Below are 23,546 nucleotides of genomic sequence, written 5' to 3' on the forward strand. Positions count from 1 at the left end.
TCCGAAAAAATATGGGATGTTATTTACTGCACATTGACATCACCTCCTTTCACTTACCCTGCTGAACCACGGATTACCGCTGATTATACGGATTTTGCTGATTAAAAAAATCCGTGTCTATCCGTAAAATCTGTGAAAATCTGTGGTTCAACCCTGCTGAACCACGGATTACCGCTGATTACACGGATTTCGCTGATTAAAAAAATCTGTGCCATCCGTGTCATCCCTGAAAATCAGTGGTTCAGGCAAGCCCCCCTGAACCACGGATTACCGCTGATTACACGGATTTCACTGATTGAAAAAAATCCGTGTCATCCGTCTCATCCCTGAAAATCAGTGGTTCAGTTCTGTTGTATTATCTGCTGTTCACCACCGGCATAATGTCGAGAATGGTGATACAGCCGTCATCATCCAGATCGAGGAACGGAACATAACCTTCGTCGCCCTCGCAGATGTTCCAGACAGAGGAGACTTTCTCAATGTCGCTGTCATCAATGATGCCGTCGCCGTTGAAATCATAAGGTCCGGCTTCGGATTCTCCCGCGTCAGCCACATCAATGACCAGGCTCTCGCCGGATGACGCCACGTCAACATCGGAGATAAGCACCTGATGTGCTTCAATATCAAGGCTCATTGTCTCTTCTGAGATAACCTCATCTTCTCCCTGATGTTTCCTTACGGTCAGAATGCCGCTTTCATCTTCCTCGCCCAGGATCACCAGTCGGTAGCCGCCTTCCTCCAACGCGGGCAGGGACACAAAACGGTATCCGTCAATGTCCTCTCCGAATGTCGCACCCGGAATATGGCCGCCGGTCTCACCGATCACTCGGCCTTCGGGATCATATGCCAGCAATGCCGCGTCGGTGTTTATGTCGGCCGAAAGCCACAGGGTTTCGGGATCAGTAATCTGAGCGTCCAAGTGTTCCATGATCACGCCGCCCAGCTCTGTTTCCGCTCTCCAGTCAAACCAGTCGTTCCTGTCACGTCCTGCCCTGCTGCGTCTGCTCCCGCCTGTCAGAGAATCAAGTGAGGGAACACCGTCAATTGCGGCACCGGTGATCTGAATGATCAGATCATTGTAATCCTTGTCACTGTCGTTCGCACTTATGTCCTCGTAGGAAAAGGCTGTTCCCATGCCGTTGACATCGGCAATCTGGCCCAGATACATGCCGTGAACCGGATTGGATGACACCAGTGAGAACAGGGGACGCAGATGAGTGTTTGTTGTTCCGGGATTGTCCGCGAGCGCACCGAATGTGCCGTTGGGAACCAGGATGGTGGCGAAATCGTCACCCGGCTTCATATCAAAGCTTTTTACGCCTTTGTATTCGCCGCTGTTCCAGTTTCTCGCCTCTCCGAGAGAACCGCTGAAGCGTGCGCCTTCGCTCGGGTCGGACAGCACGAGATGCCCTTCCTCGCTGTCTGACAGCACCCGTCTCACTGCTTCGGAAATGAATTCCTCGGAACCGGGTTCCAAGTCTTCCATGTTCCTGAGACTGAAAATGCCGAGTTCGCCTTTGTATGCGCCGCCGTCGTAGAGCCAGTCAATTTGGACAACGCCGTCCGCTCCGACTTTGAAAACGCCGGCTTCAAAAGGCGATTCAGGTTTGGAATCAGCATCAGTCGGGTCAGTTTCCGCTTCGTATTCCTCAAGATTGGAATACCCGTCTTTATCCGTATCTCCTGAAGCGTCATTGACAAGCGGATTCAGTCCGTATTCAAGTTCCCATACATCCGGCATTCCGTCGTTGTCGTCATCCGTATCCGCATTGTTTCCTGTTCCATCGTCGTCCGTATCAACCTGCTCATTGGGATCATTGGGAAAAGCGTCCGCATTATCACCCACGCCGTCCTTGTCCGAATCAGCCCATTCAGCCGGATCGTTGGGAAAAGCATCCTTGCTGTCCCGCACCCCGTCGCCGTCCGTATCAACCGGAGCAGGAGGCGGATCATCAGGGTCTGTCGGATCTGTGTTCTGTTCATATTCCTTCAGATTTGACAGGCCGTCGTTGTCTTTGTCCTCGGAAGCGTCATCACCAAGGGGATTCAGTCCGTACTGAGTTTCCCACGCATCCGGCATTCCGTCATTGTCGTCATCAGTATCCGCATTGTTTCCCACACCATCCTCGTCTGCGTCGCTTTGTTCAGCCGGATCAAGCGGAAAAGCATCTGTTTCATCCGGAGTTCCGTCATTGTCATCGTCCGTGTCACAAGCGTCACCCATTCCGTCATCATCAGAATTTGTCTGATCCGGATTTGCAACAGAGGGACAATTATCCGCATCGTCTGCCACGCCGTCACCGTCAGTATCAACGGGTTCGGTTCCGTCAGGAAAATCTTCAGGGTCATTCGGCATTGTGTCCGCCTGAAATTCCTGAAGATTGGAATATCCGTCCGCATCCTTGTCCTGATTCGCATCATTTACAGACGTATCCAGATCATACCAGTTTTCCCAGGCATCCGGCATTCCGTCGTTGTCATTGTCTGTATCAGGGTCGCACACGTCGCCGGTTCCGTCATTGTCAGAATCCGCCTGATCAGCGTTTGCAGTAAACGGGCAGTTGTCACTGCCGTCATTGATGCCGTCGCCGTCGCTGTCTCCCACAGTGGGGTCGCTGCCGCTCTCATATTCCTGAATATTGGTAAATCCGTCAGCGTCTTTGTCATCCGCGGAATCGTCACTGAGCGGGTTCAGTTTATAATTCGCTTCCCACCAGTCATCCATTCCGTCGCCGTCAGTGTCAGCGTTTTCCGGATCAGTTCCGAGTTTGTCTTCCTCGAATTTGATCAGTCCGTCCTCATCCGCATCGGTTGTATCTTCTTCTGCAATAATGAGGTTGGTTGAAATCCGGATTTCCAATGTCCCGACAGTCTCAGGATGTTTTACAGAACGGGCCGTGATTGTGATCGTGTCCTCGACACCCTTCTCCGAAGGCAGATTCACAGCCATGGAGAACTTCTTTGTCTCAAGAGATGCCAGAGACACGGAAGAATCCAATGCGCCCAATGTCCAGCTCTGGGTATCGGTTTTTGTAAGGGTATAAGTGTCGTCAACAGAACTGTGATTGACAACTGAAAATTCGATATTCACAGTTTCTCCGGCCTCTGCGTTCACCTGCCCGGAACCGGCCACAATCACTTCATAACGGATTTTGCCTTCCTCATGCGTCACTTCTCCTCCGGCTTCGATCAGACCGGAATTGACCAGCTCATTAACATCAGTAACTTCGCCGTCATTTGTGATGATTTTGTCAGCATAAATTTCTATATTGCCATCGGCCTGAATCGCCTTTGCCGTGAGTCCCCGCATATCAAGCGTGCTTCCGGGGCCAAGCTCAATTGTGATGTTTCCGGGTGCGGAGATGCTGCCGTCTATAAGATCAGCAAGATAGACAGTAGTATCTGCTCCGCCTGTGATGACAATATCGTTTTCTGCGATAACTTCGGCATCCTCGCCAATGATTTCCAGGCTGCTCGGATCAAAGATAACATCTTTTCCTTTGACAGAGCCTCTGTTCATGGCAATCAGGCCGGAGAAAGTTGTATTGCCGGTATCTCCTGCGCGATAGTATCCGCCAGTGTACCAGCATCTTTTCCAAAACCAATGGCCTCTGCAATGGCGATCACCAGAAGCATAAGCCCCTCCGCCGATTCCTGAAGTTATGGAAGCGCCGCGATTATTTTTTGCTATTTTTTTTGCCATGATCATTGCAAAACCGCCATGACCGCCATAAGCAGAACCGCCATGACCGCCGCGTCCGTCTCCGCCATTCCCTCCGATAATGCTGCCTTCGTTGGTAATGTTGTCCCCGGTGAGCATGATTGTGCCGCCCTGACCTCCTTGGGCGTGATAGCCGGAGTCATTCGCTCCGTTGCCCGCCTGAATGATGCCTGAATTGTGAACATTCATCGCGGCCAGCGTAACATCAGAACCTTTCTGCCCGTTTGACGCACCGTTTGCGCCGATGATTTCTCCTGAATTAAGAATGAAATCCGTAGCAACGATTGCCAGATTAGAACCGGCTACGCCCTGTAATGTTCCAAAATTGCATAGCGTTTTAACAGAAGCAGAAGAAATATCAAAAATCACCACATCTTCGGCGTTGATTTGCACTTCCTCATTTGAGGTCGGAACATGGCCTTTACTCCATGTATAAGGATTACTCCAATTCCCACCTCCCTCTTTTGACTGATTTTTTGTGGAAGAAACACTGCAATCTGTGTTTAAAGATGTCTTTGCTCTGAAATCAAAATCAGTATTTTCATACACGTCTTTAAAAGGCGCATATTCGATATTGAATGTATAACCCGGTTTTTTAGGTGTCAGATTTACAGAAGCTTGATTTTCCACCTTGACCTTGTAAAATCCTCGCCAATCTGTTGTGAGGGTCGTATCTTTGGTTCCCGCATAGATGTCTTCCACCTCGATTGTAACTCCGGGAACGCCGTTTCCGCTTCTGTCCTTCACATATCCTTGAATTGTGAGAAGGGGCAGACCTGAAGTATAGTTCTGCTCCATGAAATCAGAATCTACATTCGTGTAGGGGATTTGCGGAGGCTTAAAACTGAATGTTATACCGCCTGCCGAAAGATTCGGCCTAACCGTTCCTGACCAGCCGGAAGGCACATTTGCAGTATAAAATCCGTCGCTGTCAGTCATCACATTCAGTCCGACCAGGGTTACTTTCTGAAGGGCATTGCCGTCCTTGTCTCTGATATGCCCTGAAATTTTATAGGTTTTGGTGTCGCTGTAATTCTGATTCGTCAGATCAGCTTGTATGTCCGTGTATCTCTTGCTTGGCGGAGAAAACTTATACTTGAGAGGGGAACCAGTGTATGTGAGGTGTACCCACACATTGGAGACATAAGCAGCACCGCCTCCCGTAGCAAGAACGATGACCACTTCTCCGTCTTCGGCGTAACCAGCCAGTATATCCTTCGGAATAGTTATTTCCTGAATAGTTCCGGGACGTTCATTATCATAAATGACTTCGAGCAAATCACCGTCAGGAGTTTCCGCATACACGCTGATATCTTCATTCGAATTGCTTCCGTCTAAATCCCCGGTAGCGTATATTTTAAGCACTGCGTCACCAAGAGGCATCAGCGTTGTTTTGAAGGTGAAGTAAATGGGGCGAACAAGGTTTGAATAACTCAGATCACGTCTGAAAGGTCCGGGCTTATTTAATGAGACATCATAGGTAACAGGATTCATACCTATCTCATATGTCGGTTTAACGGTTCCTGTCCATCCTTTTGGCAGGCAGGTTTCATAATGCCCGTTAGCGTCCGTCTCGGGATTGCCGGGAAGCCCCCTGAGTTCGACACCTTCAATGCCGGTTCCTGCGCCAGTCGTGACCTTTCCGGACATTTCCACATAACCTGCGGGACAGTCCAAAGCACTGGCAGGGCTTGCAAACCCTGCGCCCATAACCAAAGCCATGACATAGAGGCAAACTGCCAGTATGCTCCAACTGCCAAAGCTGAAAAAATTTTTCTTGGTGTTCATTTTTCTGATCCTTTCCTGAATACAGATTCATCTGATTTAATGAAAATTTACGGATTGAAAAAAATCCGTGTAATCTGTGTCATCCCTGAAAATCAGTGGTTCAGGCAAGCCCCCCTGAACCACGGATTCCCTCTGATTACACGGATTTCGCTGATTGAAAAAATCCGTGCCATCCGTGTCATCCCTGAAAATCTGTGGTTCAAGCCCCCTGAACCGCTGATTACGCAGACACCGCAGATTGCAAAATCCGTGTCATCTGCGGAATCTGTGGAAATCCGTGGTTCAGCCGCCTGGCCAGCCCCGACTTTAACAGCCACACTCCGGCCTGTCCGTAACTCTCGGAAGCTTCGGCCGTTCCATTTTCTAAGGTTACAGAAAGCGAACTGCTCATTCCGTCCTCAGAAATCCCATTTGAAAACAGCAGATCATTTTTTCCCAGCCCCACACCAAAAAAGGAAACTGTTGCCAGGCCCAGTTCATCAGCAGACCGGAAACTAAAATCCCAGATAGAGGAAAGCCTTGAAAGACGGATCACACTTCCCCCGGGAAAAAACAGCTTTCGCTCATCAGCCTCATTCCTATTTATATAAACCGGCCGTGTTCCCTGCCGACAGCCCTCAAAATTCAGCCCCTTATGATCATAATCAATACTGAAATCAAACCCGGCCATATTTCCGAAACAATGCGTCTGCACACCATTCTCCAGACCCGAAATAATCATATCCACATCAACAGAATGATTCGGATGAATTGAAGATGCAGAAGGGCTGAAAGATAATCCTATGCTTTTTATCTGCTCTTTTAAGAATGCTGTCACGCAGACAACACGGAAAAAAATAACAAGTTTCTTTGGTGAATTATTCATCGTTGCTCCTCAGATTCGTTATCAGTGAACTGCATTTCATTTTCCCCTTGTCATAAAATATATGAAGGAAAATTCTTTTTCTTATACTCAATGATCATGTTTTTTGTTCTTGCATGGAAAATTATAAAAGATGCTTTCGCTACAAGGATTTTCTATAAGAAGGGGATGTTAATCCCTTTCTTATGAATCCCGTTTCTTATAAAAAATCCTTGTAGCGAAAACTTAAATGCTTCCATCCCCTCTGTTAAAAATTATATGAGAGAAGTTTTTTTTTCTTATAAATATTTTTATGAAAGTGTCAGGTGTTAAGTGTTAAGTGTTAAGTGTTAAGTACGGTGGGAAAGAAACCCGGCTTTTTTCACAGGACCGGGCTACCCTCCCCTGCCGGAAAAAGCCGGGTTTCTTTGCCGCTTCACAGATTACGGTGGGAAAGAAACCCGGCTTTTTTTCACAGGACCGGGCTACCCTCCCCTGCCGGAAAAAGCCGGGTTTCTGGGCAAAAATTCCGGTGGGAAAGAAACCCGGCTTTTTTCACAGGATCGGGTGAACCTTCCCTGCCAAAAAAAGCCGGGTTTCTTTGCCGCTTCACAGATTTATTTTTTATTATCAGCAGATCAAAAAAGTGTTCATTCTGGCTGGAAAACTACAGGGGTTTGGTTTATTAAGGATTTGTAATCCTTACTAAATTAAATTATTGCAGTTTTACTGAATCGGAAGAAAATCCCGAATGTTCAGAAAATTTCTGATCTGGTGATTATTTTTTTATAAGAAAATCTGATTTCTTACATACTATCTATTTAAGGGGATATTTTGATACCGGAAAATGAGCATAAGCAGTGATTATAAAAAAATATTTCGAGTAATATTTCATTTGATTTTTTATAATAATCATTATATATCAGCTTAAATAAAAAGGAGGATGTTTTGAAGCGTTTGAAAAAACATATCTTTATCCTGTTGTTTTTAATATGGTTTTTATCCGGATGCACGGGAATCAAACCCGTTTTTACGCATCAGTGGTATGATTATTATGAACGTGCGCTGTCCTCCATGGAACAAGCTCGTTATCAGGCAGCCCTTTCTGATTTGAAAGAGGCAATAAAAAGAAGGCCTGATGATCTCAGAATGGCCCGCACTTATGGGGTGGGACATCTGGCAGATTATTTCCCCCATCGGGAGAAAGGTGTGGTTCATTATATTCAGGGCGACTATGAATCAGCCGAACAAGAACTTGAAATTTCCCTGCGCTATGAAGAATCCCAAAAAGCCCTTCTGTTTTTGGACAAAACCCGAACACGCCTCATGCAGCTCAGAAATGAGAAACCTGTTGCCCCCCGCATCATCCTGAAATCCCCTTCAGATAAAGATGAAATATGGACCCGGGATGATCCGGTAATCATTTCCGGCATTGCAAAAAGCAATCAATATGTTTCTGAAATTACAGTGGCGAACCGGGCTGTTTATCTGGAAGGGTCGGACCAGCGCATTGAGTTTAAACAAACAGTGAAATTGAATCAGGGAACACATGAGATCGCTGTTACCGCACAGAATCTTTTAAAGGGTAAAACAACACATAAACTTCTTATCCACATTGACCGATCAGGCCCCGTGATCATTTTGAAGACCTTTGATCTGGTTGACGGCTTAACTGGCTGGCTTTATGACGAATCCGAAGAGATATTTCTGTCTGCGGACGGAAAGGACATATTGGCTTCAACAGCCGGGAAAACCGTGCCTTTTTCAGTACCAGTTCAGGCGGGTACGCAGTCTGTCACGCTTTTGGCATCTGATAAGCTGGGGAACGAGACAAAGGCGTTGATAACCAGAAAAATGGTGACTAAATCGAATTTCCTCAAATCAGATCCGATTCTGGTGGGGCAGAACACCTCAAATATTTTGACGGACTCGGCCCCGGCCTTGTCTGTTCTGAATTCAAACGCATCAGAATGTGACATCATTTTGAATGAATTGTCAGACAACACTGAAGTTTTTTCAGAAATCCTTTCTGTCAGAGGGGAAGTCAGAGGAAAAAACGAGATTAAAACGGTTCTGATCAACAACACTCCGGTGCATGAGAAACCAGGCCGTGTCATCTTTTTTAATCATTCGGTCCGTCTGAACAAAGGTGAAAACCGCATTATTATCCGGGCAAAAGATGTGTCCGGAAAGGAAACCATCAGAGAAATCCTTATCATCCGCAAGATTCCCGAACTCTTCAAGCTGAAATACCGGTGTGTTTTCAAGGCCAATTCCCTTGAAACTTATTCTCCTGACAAAACAGAAGGAAACCGGTTTCAGCCGCTTTTTATGGATCGCCTTGTGGAAAGAGAGCGATTCCGGCTTAAACTCGGAGATAAGTTGCGGGAGATTACGGAGATGCGGCGTTTTGACATGACCGGGGCATCTGCCCGTTTCATGTTCTCCGGGTATATCTATAAAACAAAACTGGGGCTTGAAATCGTAACTGAAATTGTGGATGTTGAGACATCCGAGGTGTTGAGCATAGAGGATGTTTACGGCGATACTGAAGGCGGATTCACTTTGGCAGCTCTCGCGGGTGAGCTCTCGGAAAAATTTCACAGGGCCTTTCCTTTGCTGAAAGGGAAGGTGATTCAGAAGGATGGGAGTTGTTTTTTGGCGGATTTGGAAACCGGAGGAATAAGCCTGCGATGGCCCCTTGTGGTGGGGTCTGATACGGAATTTATTTCAAATGCCTTCATTCATGAGACAAAGGAGAAAAATTGCCGCATCACTCTTATGGCGTGCCCTGATGATGCTGCTGTATTAGGAAAATGGGTGATCACACAATGAAGAAGAAACTTACCAGAAAAGAAGAAGAAACGCTTCTCCACGAATGTATAAACGGCAACGGCGGCGAGAAACTGGTTCAGCAGTATGAAAGAATGATCTGCCATATTATTGTGAAAATATTAAAACGGTTTCGCGAACCTTATTCAAGACAGGATATTGAAGACCTCCGTAATGAAGTTTTCTTTCGTCTTTTTAAAGATGAATGTGCGTTGCTGAGGCTTTACAGGGGAGACAGGAGCAGCCTTGCACGATGGATTGGTCTGATCACAGCCCAGACTGTGAGTATGTATCTCAGAAAAAGGGATCGTATTGGCGTCTTAGGGAAAAACAGGCCTGTCTCTCTTGAGGAGATGAACAAGGAACTGGCTTCGGAACAGAATATCACAGAAGATATTGAAGAAAAAGACGCGTGGTTTCTGATCCGAAAATGTATGGAAAAAATGTCTCATGCGGAGTCCCTGCTGTTAAAACTTCGTTTTTTCGACGGACTGTCCTGGGATGAAGTTGCTGCTTCGCTCCGGCGAAAAAAGAACAATATCTATCAGATCAAGCACAGGGCCGTACGAAAATTGAAAGAATGTATAAAAAAATTGTTTTCTTAAAGCATCTCTTTTTTTTTCGTATCCGTTTTAAACATCCGGAGTGCCAAACTTGCAGTTTGGCAATATTTGCCGGACGGGGTTTGCAACCCCGTCCGGGATGTTTTCGGATCACCGCCGCCAAACGTTTCGGACGGGGTTGCAAACCCCGTCCGGCAAACATTGCAAACCCCGTCCGGCAAACAGTTTGGCAATAGTTCTGATTTCCGAAAATCCTGACCCTTTTGCCAAACTGTAAGTTTGGCACTCCGGATCGAGAGATATTTTTTTTAAGCGATATAAGAAGAAATAGTCGGCCTGCATATAATTAAGATAAGAGGGGTCAGAAACAAGAATAAATCTGCAAGGACTGATTTAGTAAGGACTGATTCATTTTAAGCAGGATTGCCCAATCCTTACGAAATAACTCCCTGCGGATATCACAATGTTATAATTTCCTATATAAACGGGCATGAGCTGCCGGTCACAGCGAATGATGAAAGTTTTGCAGTTTTTCCTAACACTTAACACCTAACACTTAACACTTTCATATAAAGAAAGCAGGTAATGATGATGAAATCCGCATGTATTGAACTGGAAACTTTTGCCGATTATCTCTGGGGAGATATTTCCGAGCAGGAGATAGAAGATATGGAGAAGCATCTCTCAGAATGTGATGAGTGTCGCAGGCTTTTTGCAATTGCAAACACGGTTCTGAAAGAAGAGGATTCCTTTGACCTGGAACCCTTGTCTGAAAAAAAAGCGCAGTCTGTATGGCAACAGATTAAAGGAAAAATCGGAACCCTGTATCAATGGGTCAGAGAACTTCCGGCGCAGATAGCCGAGTATCCCTGGTTTAATGTTTTTGAACCCGCGGATGCCTTCACCGGTGTCCGCTCGAAAAAAACTCCCCCAGCAGAACAGTTCATTGATTACATCCGTTTTGTCAGGGACATCAATGAACTGCAAGCAGAAATATATGTTTCAAAAACCGGAGATGCCAGCGCGTGTATGAAGATCAGGGTTCTTAAACAGGGTCAGCAGGCAAAAAATGTGCGCCTGACTTTAAAAAAGGACGGAGAAAAAGATATTTCTTTTCCGTTAAGAGACAACGCACCTTATGTGGCGTTTGAGGACCTGATTTTCGGCCGTTATGAACTGCTAATCACCCAATACAGAAAAGAGGGGAAGCAAAGCGATTCTTTTAAATTTAAAATAAATGGATCCGGTATCAGTGAAGATGAGTAATTCCAAATCCTCAGAAACAGAATACAGCCTGAAAATCAGCATCCGGGACTCAGATGATGCCATGCGGCGATCCGAGGATAAATCCGTGCGCATGCCTGAGATTGAGCATCAGTGGCGTGAGATTGTCGAAAAGATCAATAAAAAGAACTCTGCATCTGTGATCAGAGGGGACATACTGGAAGATCTGATACGAATGGGGCAGGGGGCCTGTGGTGAGTTTTTGACACCGGATATCAGAGAAAAACTGCTCACCACCCGTGCCCGATATCTGATTCTGGAAGTGGATGCGGATCTGGTTCATCTCCCGTGGGAACTGCTTTATCTGAACGGAGCATTTCTCTGTGAGCGGTTCAGCATGGGCAGAATTCCCGGGACTTATCAGAAAACCCCGCTGGTTGAGCCGCGTGTGCTGAACAAGCCTCTGGATATGTGGATAGTGGCTGACCCGCGCGGAGACCTGCCCGAAGCCGAGGCAGAAGGGGAGATGCTGTGTGAGTATATGGATCAGATGAATCTTGAGGAACCTCTGGTATATGCTGATCTTGCAACAAGCGTGGGGCCGGATGATGTCAGGGAAAAAATAAAGCAATATGATCTGGTTCATTTCGCAGGTCATGCCACCTATCATCCGGAACGTCCCGGACAAAGCGGATGGCGTCTGACCCATGGGAATTTCACGGCCAGTGATATTTATGAGACCGCTGTGGGCAAAGCCATGCCCGCCCTTGTGTTTTCCAATGCGTGCCAGTCTGCCAGCACTGCGAAATGGGAGCGTTCAGAGGGAAAGTCCCAGGATGAACCTTTTGGATTGGCCAATGCGTTTATGCTGGCAGGAACAAAGCATTATTTGGGCACGTCATGGGAGATTAAAGACAAGCCGGGCAGTGATTTTGCCCGGTCGTTTTATGAAAGTCTGCTCTTGGGAAACACCGTGGGGGAGTCTGTCCGGCTGGCAAGGGACAGGCTGAAACAAAGCGGGAACAATGATTCCTGGGCAGGTTATGTGCTGTACGGGGATCCGAGAATCAGCTATCTGGGTAAAACCGAGGACAAGGATTGGATAAAATTGCAGATCAGTGTCGGGGCAAAATCTCATATCGTCACTTCGGAACAATCGCCACCGGAAACAGCCCCCACATCTTCATCCAATCCTGTCACTCCTTCTGATACCCAACAACATTCGCCATTCATCCTGAATCTGAATCACTATCTTGTCGTGTCTGTGATCCTTATCGGATTAATGGCGGGATTTATTGGATATGCCCTGTTCAATTCCGGGGGGATAATCATCCGCCAAAAGAACCCGGCTGTCCAGTCCCCCCGGCTGATGTGAGAAAAGCTTTTGAGGAAATAAACAGGAAAAAAAAGCAACGGATTGATGAACTGTGGCGTCAGTATATGAAATTTGCAGATACTCCGGCACCTTCTGCTGATGAATGGACATCCTCGCCGCTGACCATCGCATGTGTTTATAATGTGCATATTCCTTTTTTAAATCTTATCACCAGCGTCATGGGGAGTCAGATAAAAAAGACGTCTTTCAAATTGCTGCATCGGCGGTCTTTTGATGCTATTCTGGAAGAACTGATTCGGGGGATAGAGACCGGCCAGTTACGGGCAGGATTGAAAATGCCTGCGTATCTTCTTTTTATCCAGGAAAATCAGTGTGATTCACAACCCCTTGTCCTAATGGAACTTGTCAGAACAGAAACAGGAGAATCCATTGATTTCTTTTATGAAATTGTGAAACAAGACACACCGCTGATGAAACAGGGGGCAAGACTTTCCCAAAATCTCTTAAACACCCTTAAAAAGATTAATGATGTCCCTGTACGGGGCAGAATTTTGGAAATAAAGGATAACCAAATTATCCTGAATATCGGATCAGATCACGGTGTCAGGATCGGTCAGTTGTTCCAAGTGGTTGACAAAGACGTGCTTTTGGAAATTGGGGCCATAAAAGGAAATGACAGAAACAGCGTTGCCCGTGTGAAAGCAGGGGATGTTATTCCGGAGCCGGCATGGAAGATAGAAGCGATCCGGCCGGAGCAGGCAAATAAGGTTTTGTGATTTTCTAAATAAAAGTTTCAAAATTATTCCTAACACTTAACACTTAACACCTAACACTTTTATATAAAAAAATGTCCTCAATAACCGAAATTTTCTATTTTAATAAAATGAGGGGATATTTGTCTGTTTGTCCGAACCCTGATGAAAGGATTAAGGGATTTTTCATGATTAAGAACAAAAGTACAAGGAAGCCGGATAAGAAAAGGAAAAAAATTCCCCAAGCCTCTGAACCACAGATTAACACGGATTAATAACCAGATATCTCAGATTAAAAAATCAGTGAAATCCGAGTAATCTGTAAAAATCCGTGGTTCAAACACGCTAAAAAAGGAAAAAAACATGCGTAAATTTTCATCTTACGGACCTGTAAATACCAAACTTCATTATTATGTGCCTCGGAAAGCACTTATTGACAAAGGTTACAATCAGTTAATCGGCGATGAGCCTGACGAGGGAGGCCATTACATCACTGTCTGGGCTTCCAGACAATGCGGCAAAACATGGATTATGAACAAGGTGTTCCACAGATTGAGAAAAGATGAGCGGTTTCATGTGATCAAGTTAGAATTAGAATCCCTGAAAAACGAAAACAATGTGAATGATATCGTAAATGCCATTGCAGATGAACTTGCCGATGAACTGGATAATGATGCTGTTCATGCCGACTCATTGAAAACATTTGAGAATGTTTTCAGAAAAAATATTCTGGGTAAGCCCCTGATTCTTATCCTTGATGAATTCGATGCCTTGCCAGAGGACGCAATCAGCGGCATAGCCAGTGTGTTTCGGAATATCTATATCCACAGACAAAATGATCCAAAGCCTGCATGGGAAAAGAAATACCTTCTTCACGGTGTCGCACTCATTGGTGTCCGAAGTGTTCTTGGCATTGAAAACGTCAAAGGCTCGCCATTTAATATCCAGCGCAGTCTGCATATTCCCAATCTGAAGCCCGAGGAAACAGAATCCATGTTCAGATGGTACGAGCAGGAGAGTGGCAGAAAGGTGGAACAGGAGGTTATTGACCGGATATTTTACGAGACTCAGGGACAGCCGGGGCTGGTGTCATGGTTCGGCGAGCTGCTGACCGAGGGATATGAGAGCTATGAGCCGGATCCTGAAAAAACGGTCACTGTGAGCGATTTTGAAGAAGTTTATTCGGATGCCGTGGATGCGCTGCCCAATAATAATATTCTGAACATCATCAGCAAAGCAAGGCAGGAGCCGTATAAGGAACTGACTCTCGAATTGTTCAGAACCTCTGAAAAGGTTCCTTTCAAGTTTGACAATCCCAGACTGAACTTTCTTTATATGAACGGCGTGGTGACCCGGGAGAAGTCCCGGGGAAAAAATTATGTCAGGTTCCCCTGTCCGTTTGTTCAGAAACGCCTGTTCAACTATTTTTCCCATGAGCTTTTTCCGAATATGGGAACCATTTATGAGCCTTTCGAGGATACCGATGACATCGTAACAGAGTACACGCTGAACGTGAAAAATCTCATGGGGCGATATGAAAAGCATCTGCAAAAGAACCGGGACTGGATGCTGAGGGACGCGCCGAGGCGCAGCGACCTGAGAATTTACGAGGCAGTGTTTCATTTCAATCTTTACGAATATCTGGTGCGTTTTTTCGGAAGCTATGACACCAAAGTCTGGCCCGAATTTCCCACAGGCAACGGAAAAGTGGATATTCTCATCGAACATGGCGAGAAACTTTATGCGCTGGAGTTGAAAAGCTATAAGGACAAACCCGCATACCGCATGGCATTGGACCAGGCCGTACAATATGGAAAGGAACTGAGTCTGAACGTCATTTATCTGGTGGTGTTCGTGGAACATATTAATGACAAATACCGGCACAAGTATGAAAGAGATTATCCGGATAAAAATACCGGCGTGACGGTCGTGCCAGTGTTTGTGGCAACGGGGAACTGAACCACAGATTTTCGCAAATTACCCGGATTCCGCTGATTTTAAAAAGTCCATGTCATCCGTTCAATCTGAGCAAATCCGTGGTTCGGAACTTTGAACCACGGATTTACATGGATTACCCGGATTTCTCAGATTAAAAAATCCGTGCAATCCGTTCAATCTGAGCAAATCTGTGGTTCGGAACTTTGAACCACGGATTTACACGGATTACCCGGATTTCTCAGATTAAAAAATCCGTGCAATCCGTTCAATCTGAGCAAATCCGTGGTTCGGAATTTTGTATAAAAATAAATATCATAATAAAAACAGAAGATTAATTCTGGAAATCTTTTAATCCTTTCATCAAAGTTCAGACAAATATTCATGTTTAAAATTTTTTGTTAATTTTTTTATAAGAAAAAATTTTATCCTGCATATTTATTATATCAAGGGGGGAGGGAATTTTTATTTTTCACAGACTTCAAATGTATAGTCGCCTATTTATATGATATGAGAGAATGAAATCTTTTCTTAAAATTTTTTATAAAAAAATACAAATGATAAGGAATGTTATAATGACAAAAAAAAACCTTTTTGTGAAAAAAATGCTTGTGATTCTTGTGATGTTATTAACAGCGCTTTCAGCGTCAGCTTATGGCGCTGAGGTTGAGATTCCGTCATCTTTCAATCCGGTGGGTTCGGGGGCAAGGGCACTTGGCATGGGGGGCGCATTTATTGCCGTGGCAGACGATGCCACCGCTGCTTCATGGAACCCCGGGGGGCTGACCCAACTGAGACTTCCGGAATTTTCCGTTGTGGGCTCTTTTTATCATCGGGGAGAGGATATTGAATTCGGAACCAATCCTGAAGCGGATGGCTCCCACAGCATTTCAGACAACAACATCAACTACCTGAGCGCAACCTATCCGTTTGAGCTTTCTGAAAAAAATATGGTTGTCTCATTAACCTATCAGCATCTTTATGATTTTAATCGGGAGTGGGCGTTTCTTCTACAAAAGAACATAGATGACGAAATTTCTGATAATTATTGGGATTACCAACAAACAGGAAGTCTGACGGCTCTTGGTCTTTCCTACTGTATTCGGGTTGTTCCGCAGCTTTCATTGGGTTTTACTTTGAATTTCTGGAATGATGATCTGAGTCCTAACAGTTGGGAAGAAAAATACCGAAAGACAAGCTCAGGCACAGATGAGGAAATGCAATTTTTTGAAAATGTTTCAAAAAATGAGGAACATGTGTTTAGCGGATTTAATTTCAATTTAGGCTTTCTTTGGCAGATAAACTATAAATGGACTATCGGAGGTGTTATCAAATCACCATTTAAGGCAGATATAGAACATAAGTTTGAGAGAAAAGCAGAACTTCTTTATCCTCTGTTTGATGAAAAAGCAGTGACGGAACAAAATCATGTGTGGGATGAAGAAATAAAAATGCCCATGTCATACGGGTTGGGGATTGTTTATAATGTCTCGGAGAATTTTTCCATATCAGGAGATATTTACAGAACTGAATGGGATGACTGTGTTTATAAGGATTATGAGGGCAATGAAACAAGTCCTTTTACGGGGCGAGACACTAATGAATCAGATATATCCCCCACTCATCAAATCCGAATAGGTGGTGAATATCGCTTTATAGATAAAGACAAAGGATATCTTATTCCCATAAGAGCCGGAGTACTTTATGATCCTGGTCCGGCCGAAGGCAATTCTGATGATTTTTATGGAATTGCTGTAGGTTTGGGTTTTACCAAAAATAAATGGTTTTCTTTAGACCTTGCCTATCAGTATCGTTTCGGCAATGAGGTCGGAGAAGCTTTGGCAAAGGAATTCCTATTTTCCGAAGATGTGAATGAACACATGGTTTATATTTCCATGATTTGGTATAAATTTTAACAATTTTACTTAAAAGGAGAATAAAAAAATGAGGAGCAAAACTTTGATTTTTTGGAGTTTTTTTGTATTGTATCTTTTAATCTCAATTTCTTTGCCTTGCTTTGCTCAGATAAGTCCTGACATCTACGAGGAAGACAACAGCCGCTACCAGGCACGAATAATTACTGTGGATAGCGATAAAGCTCAACGCCATAATTTCCATACACAAGGAGATGAGGATTGGGTGGTATTTGAGGCAAAGAAAGAGGATCAGGATATTTGTAATGGTTCTTGTACTTATACCATCAGGGTAACACCACTATATAATCTGGGAGATGATTGCGACCTCAAATTTGAGATTTATGACACGGATGGCAGAACACTCATGCTTAAAGAAGAAGCAGTAAATGACAGAGGCAAGGGCGATTATGAATCTCATGATTGGGACTGCCCGAAAGATGGCGATTACTATGTGAGAATATTAAATAACGGCGATTTTGGCACCAGTATGGAGTACGAGATTGAGATAAATATAATGGATGCTGGCGAGTTTGAAGAGGTGAAAATTAAGGGGTATGTGTATGATCGCGCTTGTAATGAAAGAATTCCCGGAGCAACGATTCAGATAAAAAAAGGGGGTATTCTTATTTCGGAGGTTAAAAGTTTAGATTTAGGTGGTGAGGAAAGCCATGAAAAGTTTTATTCTAAATGGATGGGTTTCTATTTTACAACATCGCTTGATTTAGGCAAATACACAATTAGAGCCTATGCCGATGGTTATAAAGATGAGCCTGAACAAGAATTTGACTTTATCGAAAAAGGTAAAAAAATATTTGATATATATATGGATCCCATAGACCCCGCCTGTGATACTCCTGAGTGGTTCGCAGATCCAGACGGCGATGGAAAGGGTATCAACAATCCACCTACCAAAGTTAAGAGACGTTCTCGACCCACAGGTTATGTGGATAACTGCGATGATAAAATTTATTTGGATAATGATGGCGACGGATACGGTGATCCGAATAATGAATGGCAGAATTCTGAAATATGCCATAATTGTGTAGAAGATAACACGGACTGCGATGATAATGATTCAGATGCGTTTCCCGGTCAGAAGTGGTATAAGGATGCAGATGATGATTTATATTCGGATGGCACAACCAAAAATTCATGTGAAAAACCTGCTGAATATTATAAGCCTGAATCAGAATTGGAGGAGATATCATGCGACTGTGATGATAATGACCCTGATATTCAGGAGTGTACTTGGTATAAGGATACAGATAATGACGGATATTCGGACCATCCAGTCTCTATAACTCAAACCTCATGTGCAAAACCTGAAGGGTATAAAATTCAGTCAGAACTGACAGGCTCAGGTGACTGTGACGACACCGATAAAAATGAGCATCCCGGCCAGACTTGGTATAAAGATACGGATAATGACGGATATTCGAATGGCACAACCGATACCACTTCATGTGAAAGACCTGCTGGCTATAAAATTCAGTCAGAACTGACAGGCTCAGGTGACTGTGACGACACTGATAAAAATGAGCATCCTGATCAGACTTGGTATAAAGATACGGATAATGACGGATATTCGGATGGCACAACCAAAAATTCATGTGAAAGACCTGCTGGCTATAAGCTTCAATCGGAGTTGAAAGGCTTAGATGACTGTGACGACACTGATAAAAATGAACATCCCGGTCAGACTTGGTATAAGGATACGGATGATGACGGATATTCAGATGGTACGACTGATAACACCTCATGTGAAGGACCTGCCAAGCATAAAATCCAATCGGAGTTGAAAGGCTTGGACGACTGCGATGACGGAGAATCATCGGTTCATCCGGGAGCAACGGAAATCTGCGGTGATGGCATTGATCAGGATTGCAAAAATGGTGATCTTCTTTGTCCCACAACGACCAGACCTACGACAACTACAACAACGACCACAACAACTACAAGCACTACAACCACAACTACAACTACAACTACAACTACAACATGTCCTACTTGGTATATGGATGAAGATAAAGATGGACATGGTAATCGAAATAAGTCCAGACCAGATTGCGGGCAGCCTCATGGTTATGTTGAAAATGACGATGACTGCGACGATAGTGATCCCTTAATCCCCGGTGCTGAGGAACTTTGTTGCAATGGGAAGGATGACAACTGTAACGGGCAGGTTGATGAGGGGTGTTGTAAAGTCTGCGAAAACTATTGCCTGGATACCGACGGTGACGGATATGGCGATCCGAATAACACCAAGGAGTCCTGTACGCAACCTGATGGTTATGTTGAAAATTGCGATGATTGCGATGACTCCGATCCTGACCTTCCGACTAATTATTGCCTCGATGCCGACAAAGACGGATATGGCGATCCGAATAACACCAAGGAGTCCTGTACGCAACCTGATGGTTATGTTGAAAATTGCGATGATTGCGATGACTCCGATCCTGACCTTCCGACTAATTATTGCCTCGATGCTGACGAGGACGGACACGGTGATAAGAATAGTGATTCCAAATTAGCTTGTACGCGGCCTGATGGTTATGTGGAAAGTTGTGATGACTGCAATGATTCTGATCCGGAGGTTCCTGGTCCTGAAATTTTTAATGACAAAGATGATGACTGTGATGATGAGATTGATGAATGTGCAGAAGATAGTTCTAAGCAAGAGCCAAACATCGTCACATTAAACACCGAAAAATCTCAGTGTCATAATTTTCATGCTCCTGAGGATGAGGACTGGTTTGTGTTCTACGGACTTTCCAGCCAGTCTTATACAATCGAGGTAAGCGATCCGGAAGAAGATTGCGATCCTGTAACAGAGCTTTATGATGCTGACAGAACATCGGTCATTGTTCCTGTCAATAAGGAGGAGGAGGGCCAAGCTGAAACTTGTGCCTGGACATGCGCTAAAGACGGTCTTTACTATGTAAAGGTAAAGAATTCCAATTCAGATGTTCTGGGCTATCGCACGGAGTATCGTTTGCAGATATTCAGACCTCATTCCTGTGTTACCAGAACAGTTACCGGAACCATAACCGACAAATTTTCCAAAGAACCCATCGAAGGTGCGCTGATTCAAACAGATCAAAATGACACAGCCATCAGCGGGGAAGATGGTCACTACGAGATGATTTTTTGTTCTTCTTCTGACAATATGACTGTTGAAGCTGACGGATATAACACCGCTATGGAAAATTTGGAGAGTACCGGAAAAGGCGGTTCTGCTGATTCTTTCACGCACGATGTCATTTTGGAGCCGGTCGTCAGTCTCTCTGATGCTATCCTTATTTTGCAGATATTGACAGAACAACAGAGCGCTGAAACCTTTACCATAGATATAAACAACGATGGAAAGAGCGGATTGGAGGAAGTGATTTATATTTTGCGAAGATTGACGGGGTCTTGAACCACAGAGTTACACAGATTTCAAAGATTTCACGGATTGTTTGCAGTTTATTTTGCACTCCGTGCGGTCTGGGAAAGCAGAATCATTGGCTCGCTGATTATAACAAATCCGTGAAATCCGAGTAATCCGCTAAAATCTGTGGTTCAAACCTCAGCAAAAAGGAAAAAACATGCGTAAATTTTCATCTTACGGACCTGTTGACAAAGACCTGCATTTTCATGTGTCAAGACAGGAAATAATTCAAAACAGTCTGGCTCGCCTTATCGGAGACAATCCGAACAAAGGCGGCCATTACATCACCGTATGGGCACCCCGTCAATGCGGAAAAACATGGATTATGAATGAGGTCTTTCACAAACTGAGGAAAGATAAGCGGTTTCATGTGCTGAGTCTTGACTTGGAATATCTGAAAATGCAGGAAGATACGAACCGGATTTTCAAATCTGTTGCAAATCAGATTGCAGAGCGACTGAAACTGAAAAACATCTCAGCAGATACACCAGATGATTTCCATAAACTGTTTATGAAGGGAGTCATTGACCAGCCCCTGATTCTGATGATTGATGAGTTCGACGCATTGGCCGAAGATGCTATCAGCGCGTTGGCCGGCGTGTTCAGATATATTTACAATATGCGCCAGAAAGATCCCAAACCTTCATCTGAAAAAGAATATCTTCTTCACGGTGTGGCACTCATTGGTGTGCGGAGCGTTCTGGGCATTGAAAACAGAAGAGGCTCGCCCTTCAACGTCCAGCGAAGCCTTCATATTCCCAGGCTCACCTTTGAAGAGGTGGAATCCATGTTCGGATGGTATGAGAGGGAAAGCGGTCAGAAAGTGGAACCGGAGGTTACTGACCGTGTGTTTTACGAGACCCGGGGGCAGCCAGGGCTGGTGTCATGGTTCGGAGAGCTGCTGACCGAGGGATTTGACGAATATGAGCCGGACCAAAGCAGACCGGTGACTATGGATGATTTTGACTATGTTTACGCTGCCGCGAGTCAGATTCTTCCGAACAACAATATCCTGAACATTATCAGCAAGGCAAAACAGGAACCTTACCGGCAGTTTGTCATAGAACTGTTTAAGACAGATGAGAAGGTTCCGTTCAAATTTGACGAGCCAGTTGTCAACTTCTTATACATGAATGGCGTGATTGACCGGGAAGGGACCGGAGGAAAATTCTCAGTCAGATTTCCCTGCCCCTTTGTTCAGAAGCGGCTGTTCAATTATTTCTCATACCAATTGTTTCCGCATATGGGAATCATTTACGAACCTTTCGAGGATACAGATGACATCGTTACGGAGAAAACGCTAAATGTGAGGAATCTCATGAAACGGTATGAGAGGCATCTGCAAAACAACCGGGACTGGATGCTGAGGGATGCACCGAGACGCAGCGATCTGAGAATTTACGAGGCAGTGTTTCATTTCAATCTTTACGAATATCTGGTGCGTTTTTTAGGAAGCTATGACACAAAAATCTGGCCCGAATTTCCCACAGGCAACGGAAAGGTGGATATCCTCATCGAACACGGGGGAAAACTTTACGCGCTGGAACTCAAAAGCTACAAGGACAAACCCGCATACAGCAGAGCATTGGAACAGGCCGCACAATACGGAAAAGAACTGAGTCTGAAGGTTATTTATCTGGTGGTGTTCGTGGAACACATTGATGATAAATACCGGAACCATTACGAGAAGGATTATCAGGACGAAAATACCGGTGTGACGGTCGTGCCGGTGTTTGTGGCAACGGGGAACTGAACCACGGATTAACATGGATTACTCGGATTCCGCTGATTAAAAAATCCGGGAAATCCCTTTGATCAACTCAATAATAATCGGATGATACGATGAGGAACAGAAAAAAGAAGGGCAATGTTTATCTGCGGGATCACAAAGCAGGTCTTTTGGAAATGACCCGAACCGGCTATCGTTTTACATATTATAAGAATTATCTCTCCCTTCCGAATGCACAGCCAGTAAGCCTTACCCTGCCTCTGAGGGAAAAACCTTATGAGAGTAAAAAATTGTTCTCCTTTTTTTTCGGGCTGCTCCCTGAAGGCTGGTTTTTGGATATCACATGCCGGACCCTCAAGATTGATCCGAAAAATAAATTTGATCTCCTTCTGGCAACCTGCGGAGATTGTGTCGGTGCAGTAACGGTGTTTCCAGCAGAGGAAAGTGAAAGCATATGAAAATCCAATGTTTCTCCTGTCAGATTTCTGACTCAGATCAAAATATTCGGCATGGCTATCATGCGGAATGCTCAAAAAAACTTTTCGGAGACAAAATCCCTCCGAAAGTGCCTTTCAGCACGCCTGATATTCTCAGTGAATCTCTGAAGATGGTCGGAAAGATGTCCGTGTCCGGTGTTCAGCCTAAATTATCTGCGGTTCATAACCGGAAGAAACGTCAGTTGGTTGTTGTGAAGCGAGGAGGTCTTTACATTTTAAAACCTCAGACAGACCTTTTTCTGTGTCTTCCTGAAAATGAGAACCTTTGTATGTGCATAGCCTCTGTATGCGGTATAGATGTGCCGTCTCACGGACTTCTTCCGCTCACGGATAACAGATTCGCATATGTGGTGAAGCGATTTGACAGAACAGAAGGCGGGTTTAAATTTGAGCAGGAGGATTTTCAGCAGTTACTTGATATCAGGGATAAATACGACGGCTCTTATGAACGGATTGCAAATTTTATCAAAAAAAACTCAGATGATCCCGGGGCTGATCTTATGAAACTTTATGAACGCGCTCTTCTTTTTTTTATACTTGGAAACGGCGATGCACATTTGAAAAATTTCTCTCTTATTCGAACCCGGGAAGCAGGATATCATCTTTCGCCCGCGTATGATATTGTCAGTTCCAAGCTGGTATTGCCGGATGAGCGTGAAGAAACCTGCCTCAGCTTACAGGGAAAGAGGAATCGCATTTCCAAAAAGGATTTTATCAGATTATCAGCACATTTCGGACTTGACAGAGAACAGACTGATTCTGTTTTAAGCCGCCTGAACCGTCTTAAATCGGAGATTGAAATGATGATACAAAAGAGTTTTTTGCCTGAGCAATTAAAGACCAAGATTCTTGAAATATTCGGAGAAAGAATGAAACGACTTTTTGGATAAAATCCGAACCGCAGATTCACACAGATGACCCGGATGCCGCTGATTAAAAAAATCCGTGAAATCCATGAAATCTGAGTAAATCCGTGGTTCTG

Annotated in this window: 13 protein-coding genes; 11 read left to right on the top strand and 2 right to left on the bottom strand. The window is 44.6% G+C overall.

The window, feature by feature from the left end; all coding sequences use genetic code 11:
* Window positions 1–355: 355 nt before the first annotated feature.
* The gene (locus tag dnm_RS31470; RefSeq protein WP_207678866.1) at window positions 356–5,509 is read right to left on the bottom strand and encodes a DUF4114 domain-containing protein; all 5,154 of its coding nucleotides are present in this window, start codon (window positions 5,507–5,509) and stop codon (window positions 356–358) included.
* A 220-nt stretch (window positions 5,510–5,729) separates the two neighbouring features.
* Window positions 5,730–6,374 (bottom strand): hypothetical protein, encoded by a 645-nt coding sequence (locus dnm_RS21060; RefSeq protein WP_207678867.1) that lies wholly within the window; start codon window positions 6,372–6,374, stop codon window positions 5,730–5,732.
* 924 nt (window positions 6,375–7,298) lie between these two features.
* On the opposite strand from dnm_RS21060, the gene dnm_RS21065 reads away from it, so the two are divergent.
* The 11 genes from dnm_RS21065 (at window position 7,299) to dnm_RS21115 (ending at window position 23,454) form a co-directional block, all read left to right on the top strand.
* Window positions 7,299–9,185, top strand: a complete 1,887-nt coding sequence (locus tag dnm_RS21065) for a tetratricopeptide repeat protein (protein WP_207678868.1) — start codon at window positions 7,299–7,301, stop codon at window positions 9,183–9,185.
* A complete protein-coding gene (locus dnm_RS21070; protein WP_207678869.1) occupies window positions 9,182–9,787 on the top strand; it encodes an RNA polymerase sigma factor in 606 nt (201 codons plus the stop codon). The genes dnm_RS21065 and dnm_RS21070 overlap by 4 nt, the downstream gene beginning before the upstream one ends.
* 543 nt (window positions 9,788–10,330) lie before the next feature.
* The gene (locus dnm_RS21075) at window positions 10,331–11,011 is read left to right on the top strand and encodes an anti-sigma factor (protein WP_207678870.1); all 681 of its coding nucleotides are present in this window, start codon (window positions 10,331–10,333) and stop codon (window positions 11,009–11,011) included.
* Window positions 11,004–12,344, top strand: coding sequence for a CHAT domain-containing protein (locus tag dnm_RS21080; RefSeq protein WP_207678871.1), 1,341 nt, complete (start codon window positions 11,004–11,006; stop codon window positions 12,342–12,344). Before dnm_RS21075 ends, dnm_RS21080 begins: the two co-directional genes overlap by 8 nt.
* Before the next feature lie 65 nt (window positions 12,345–12,409).
* Window positions 12,410–13,081, top strand: coding sequence for a hypothetical protein (locus dnm_RS21085; protein ID WP_207678872.1), 672 nt, complete (start codon window positions 12,410–12,412; stop codon window positions 13,079–13,081).
* A gap of 339 nt (window positions 13,082–13,420) precedes the next feature.
* Window positions 13,421–15,016 carry an AAA-like domain-containing protein gene (locus dnm_RS21090; protein ID WP_207678873.1) on the top strand — a complete coding sequence of 532 codons (1,596 nt, stop codon included), beginning with the start codon at window positions 13,421–13,423 and terminating at the stop codon, window positions 15,014–15,016.
* Between the two features lie 551 nt (window positions 15,017–15,567).
* Complete coding sequence (locus tag dnm_RS21095; protein ID WP_207678874.1) at window positions 15,568–16,908, top strand: OmpP1/FadL family transporter; 1,341 nt, start codon at window positions 15,568–15,570, stop codon at window positions 16,906–16,908.
* 28 nt (window positions 16,909–16,936) lie between these two features.
* Entirely contained in the window at window positions 16,937–20,326 is a 3,390-nt protein-coding gene (locus dnm_RS21100) for a MopE-related protein (RefSeq protein ID WP_207678875.1), read from the top strand.
* 169 nt (window positions 20,327–20,495) lie between these two features.
* Window positions 20,496–22,091, top strand: a complete 1,596-nt coding sequence (locus dnm_RS21105; RefSeq protein ID WP_207678876.1) for an AAA-like domain-containing protein — start codon at window positions 20,496–20,498, stop codon at window positions 22,089–22,091.
* Between the two features lie 89 nt (window positions 22,092–22,180).
* Window positions 22,181–22,525, top strand: coding sequence for a HipA N-terminal domain-containing protein (locus dnm_RS21110; RefSeq protein ID WP_207678877.1), 345 nt, complete (start codon window positions 22,181–22,183; stop codon window positions 22,523–22,525).
* Window positions 22,522–23,454 (top strand): type II toxin-antitoxin system HipA family toxin, encoded by a 933-nt coding sequence (locus dnm_RS21115; protein WP_207678878.1) that lies wholly within the window; start codon window positions 22,522–22,524, stop codon window positions 23,452–23,454. The genes dnm_RS21110 and dnm_RS21115 overlap by 4 nt, the downstream gene beginning before the upstream one ends.
* Window positions 23,455–23,546 lie beyond the last annotated feature (92 nt).

Source organism: Desulfonema magnum (assembly GCF_017377395.1).
GTDB classification, from domain to species: Bacteria; Desulfobacterota; Desulfobacteria; order Desulfobacterales; family 4be13; genus Desulfonema_C; species Desulfonema_C magnum.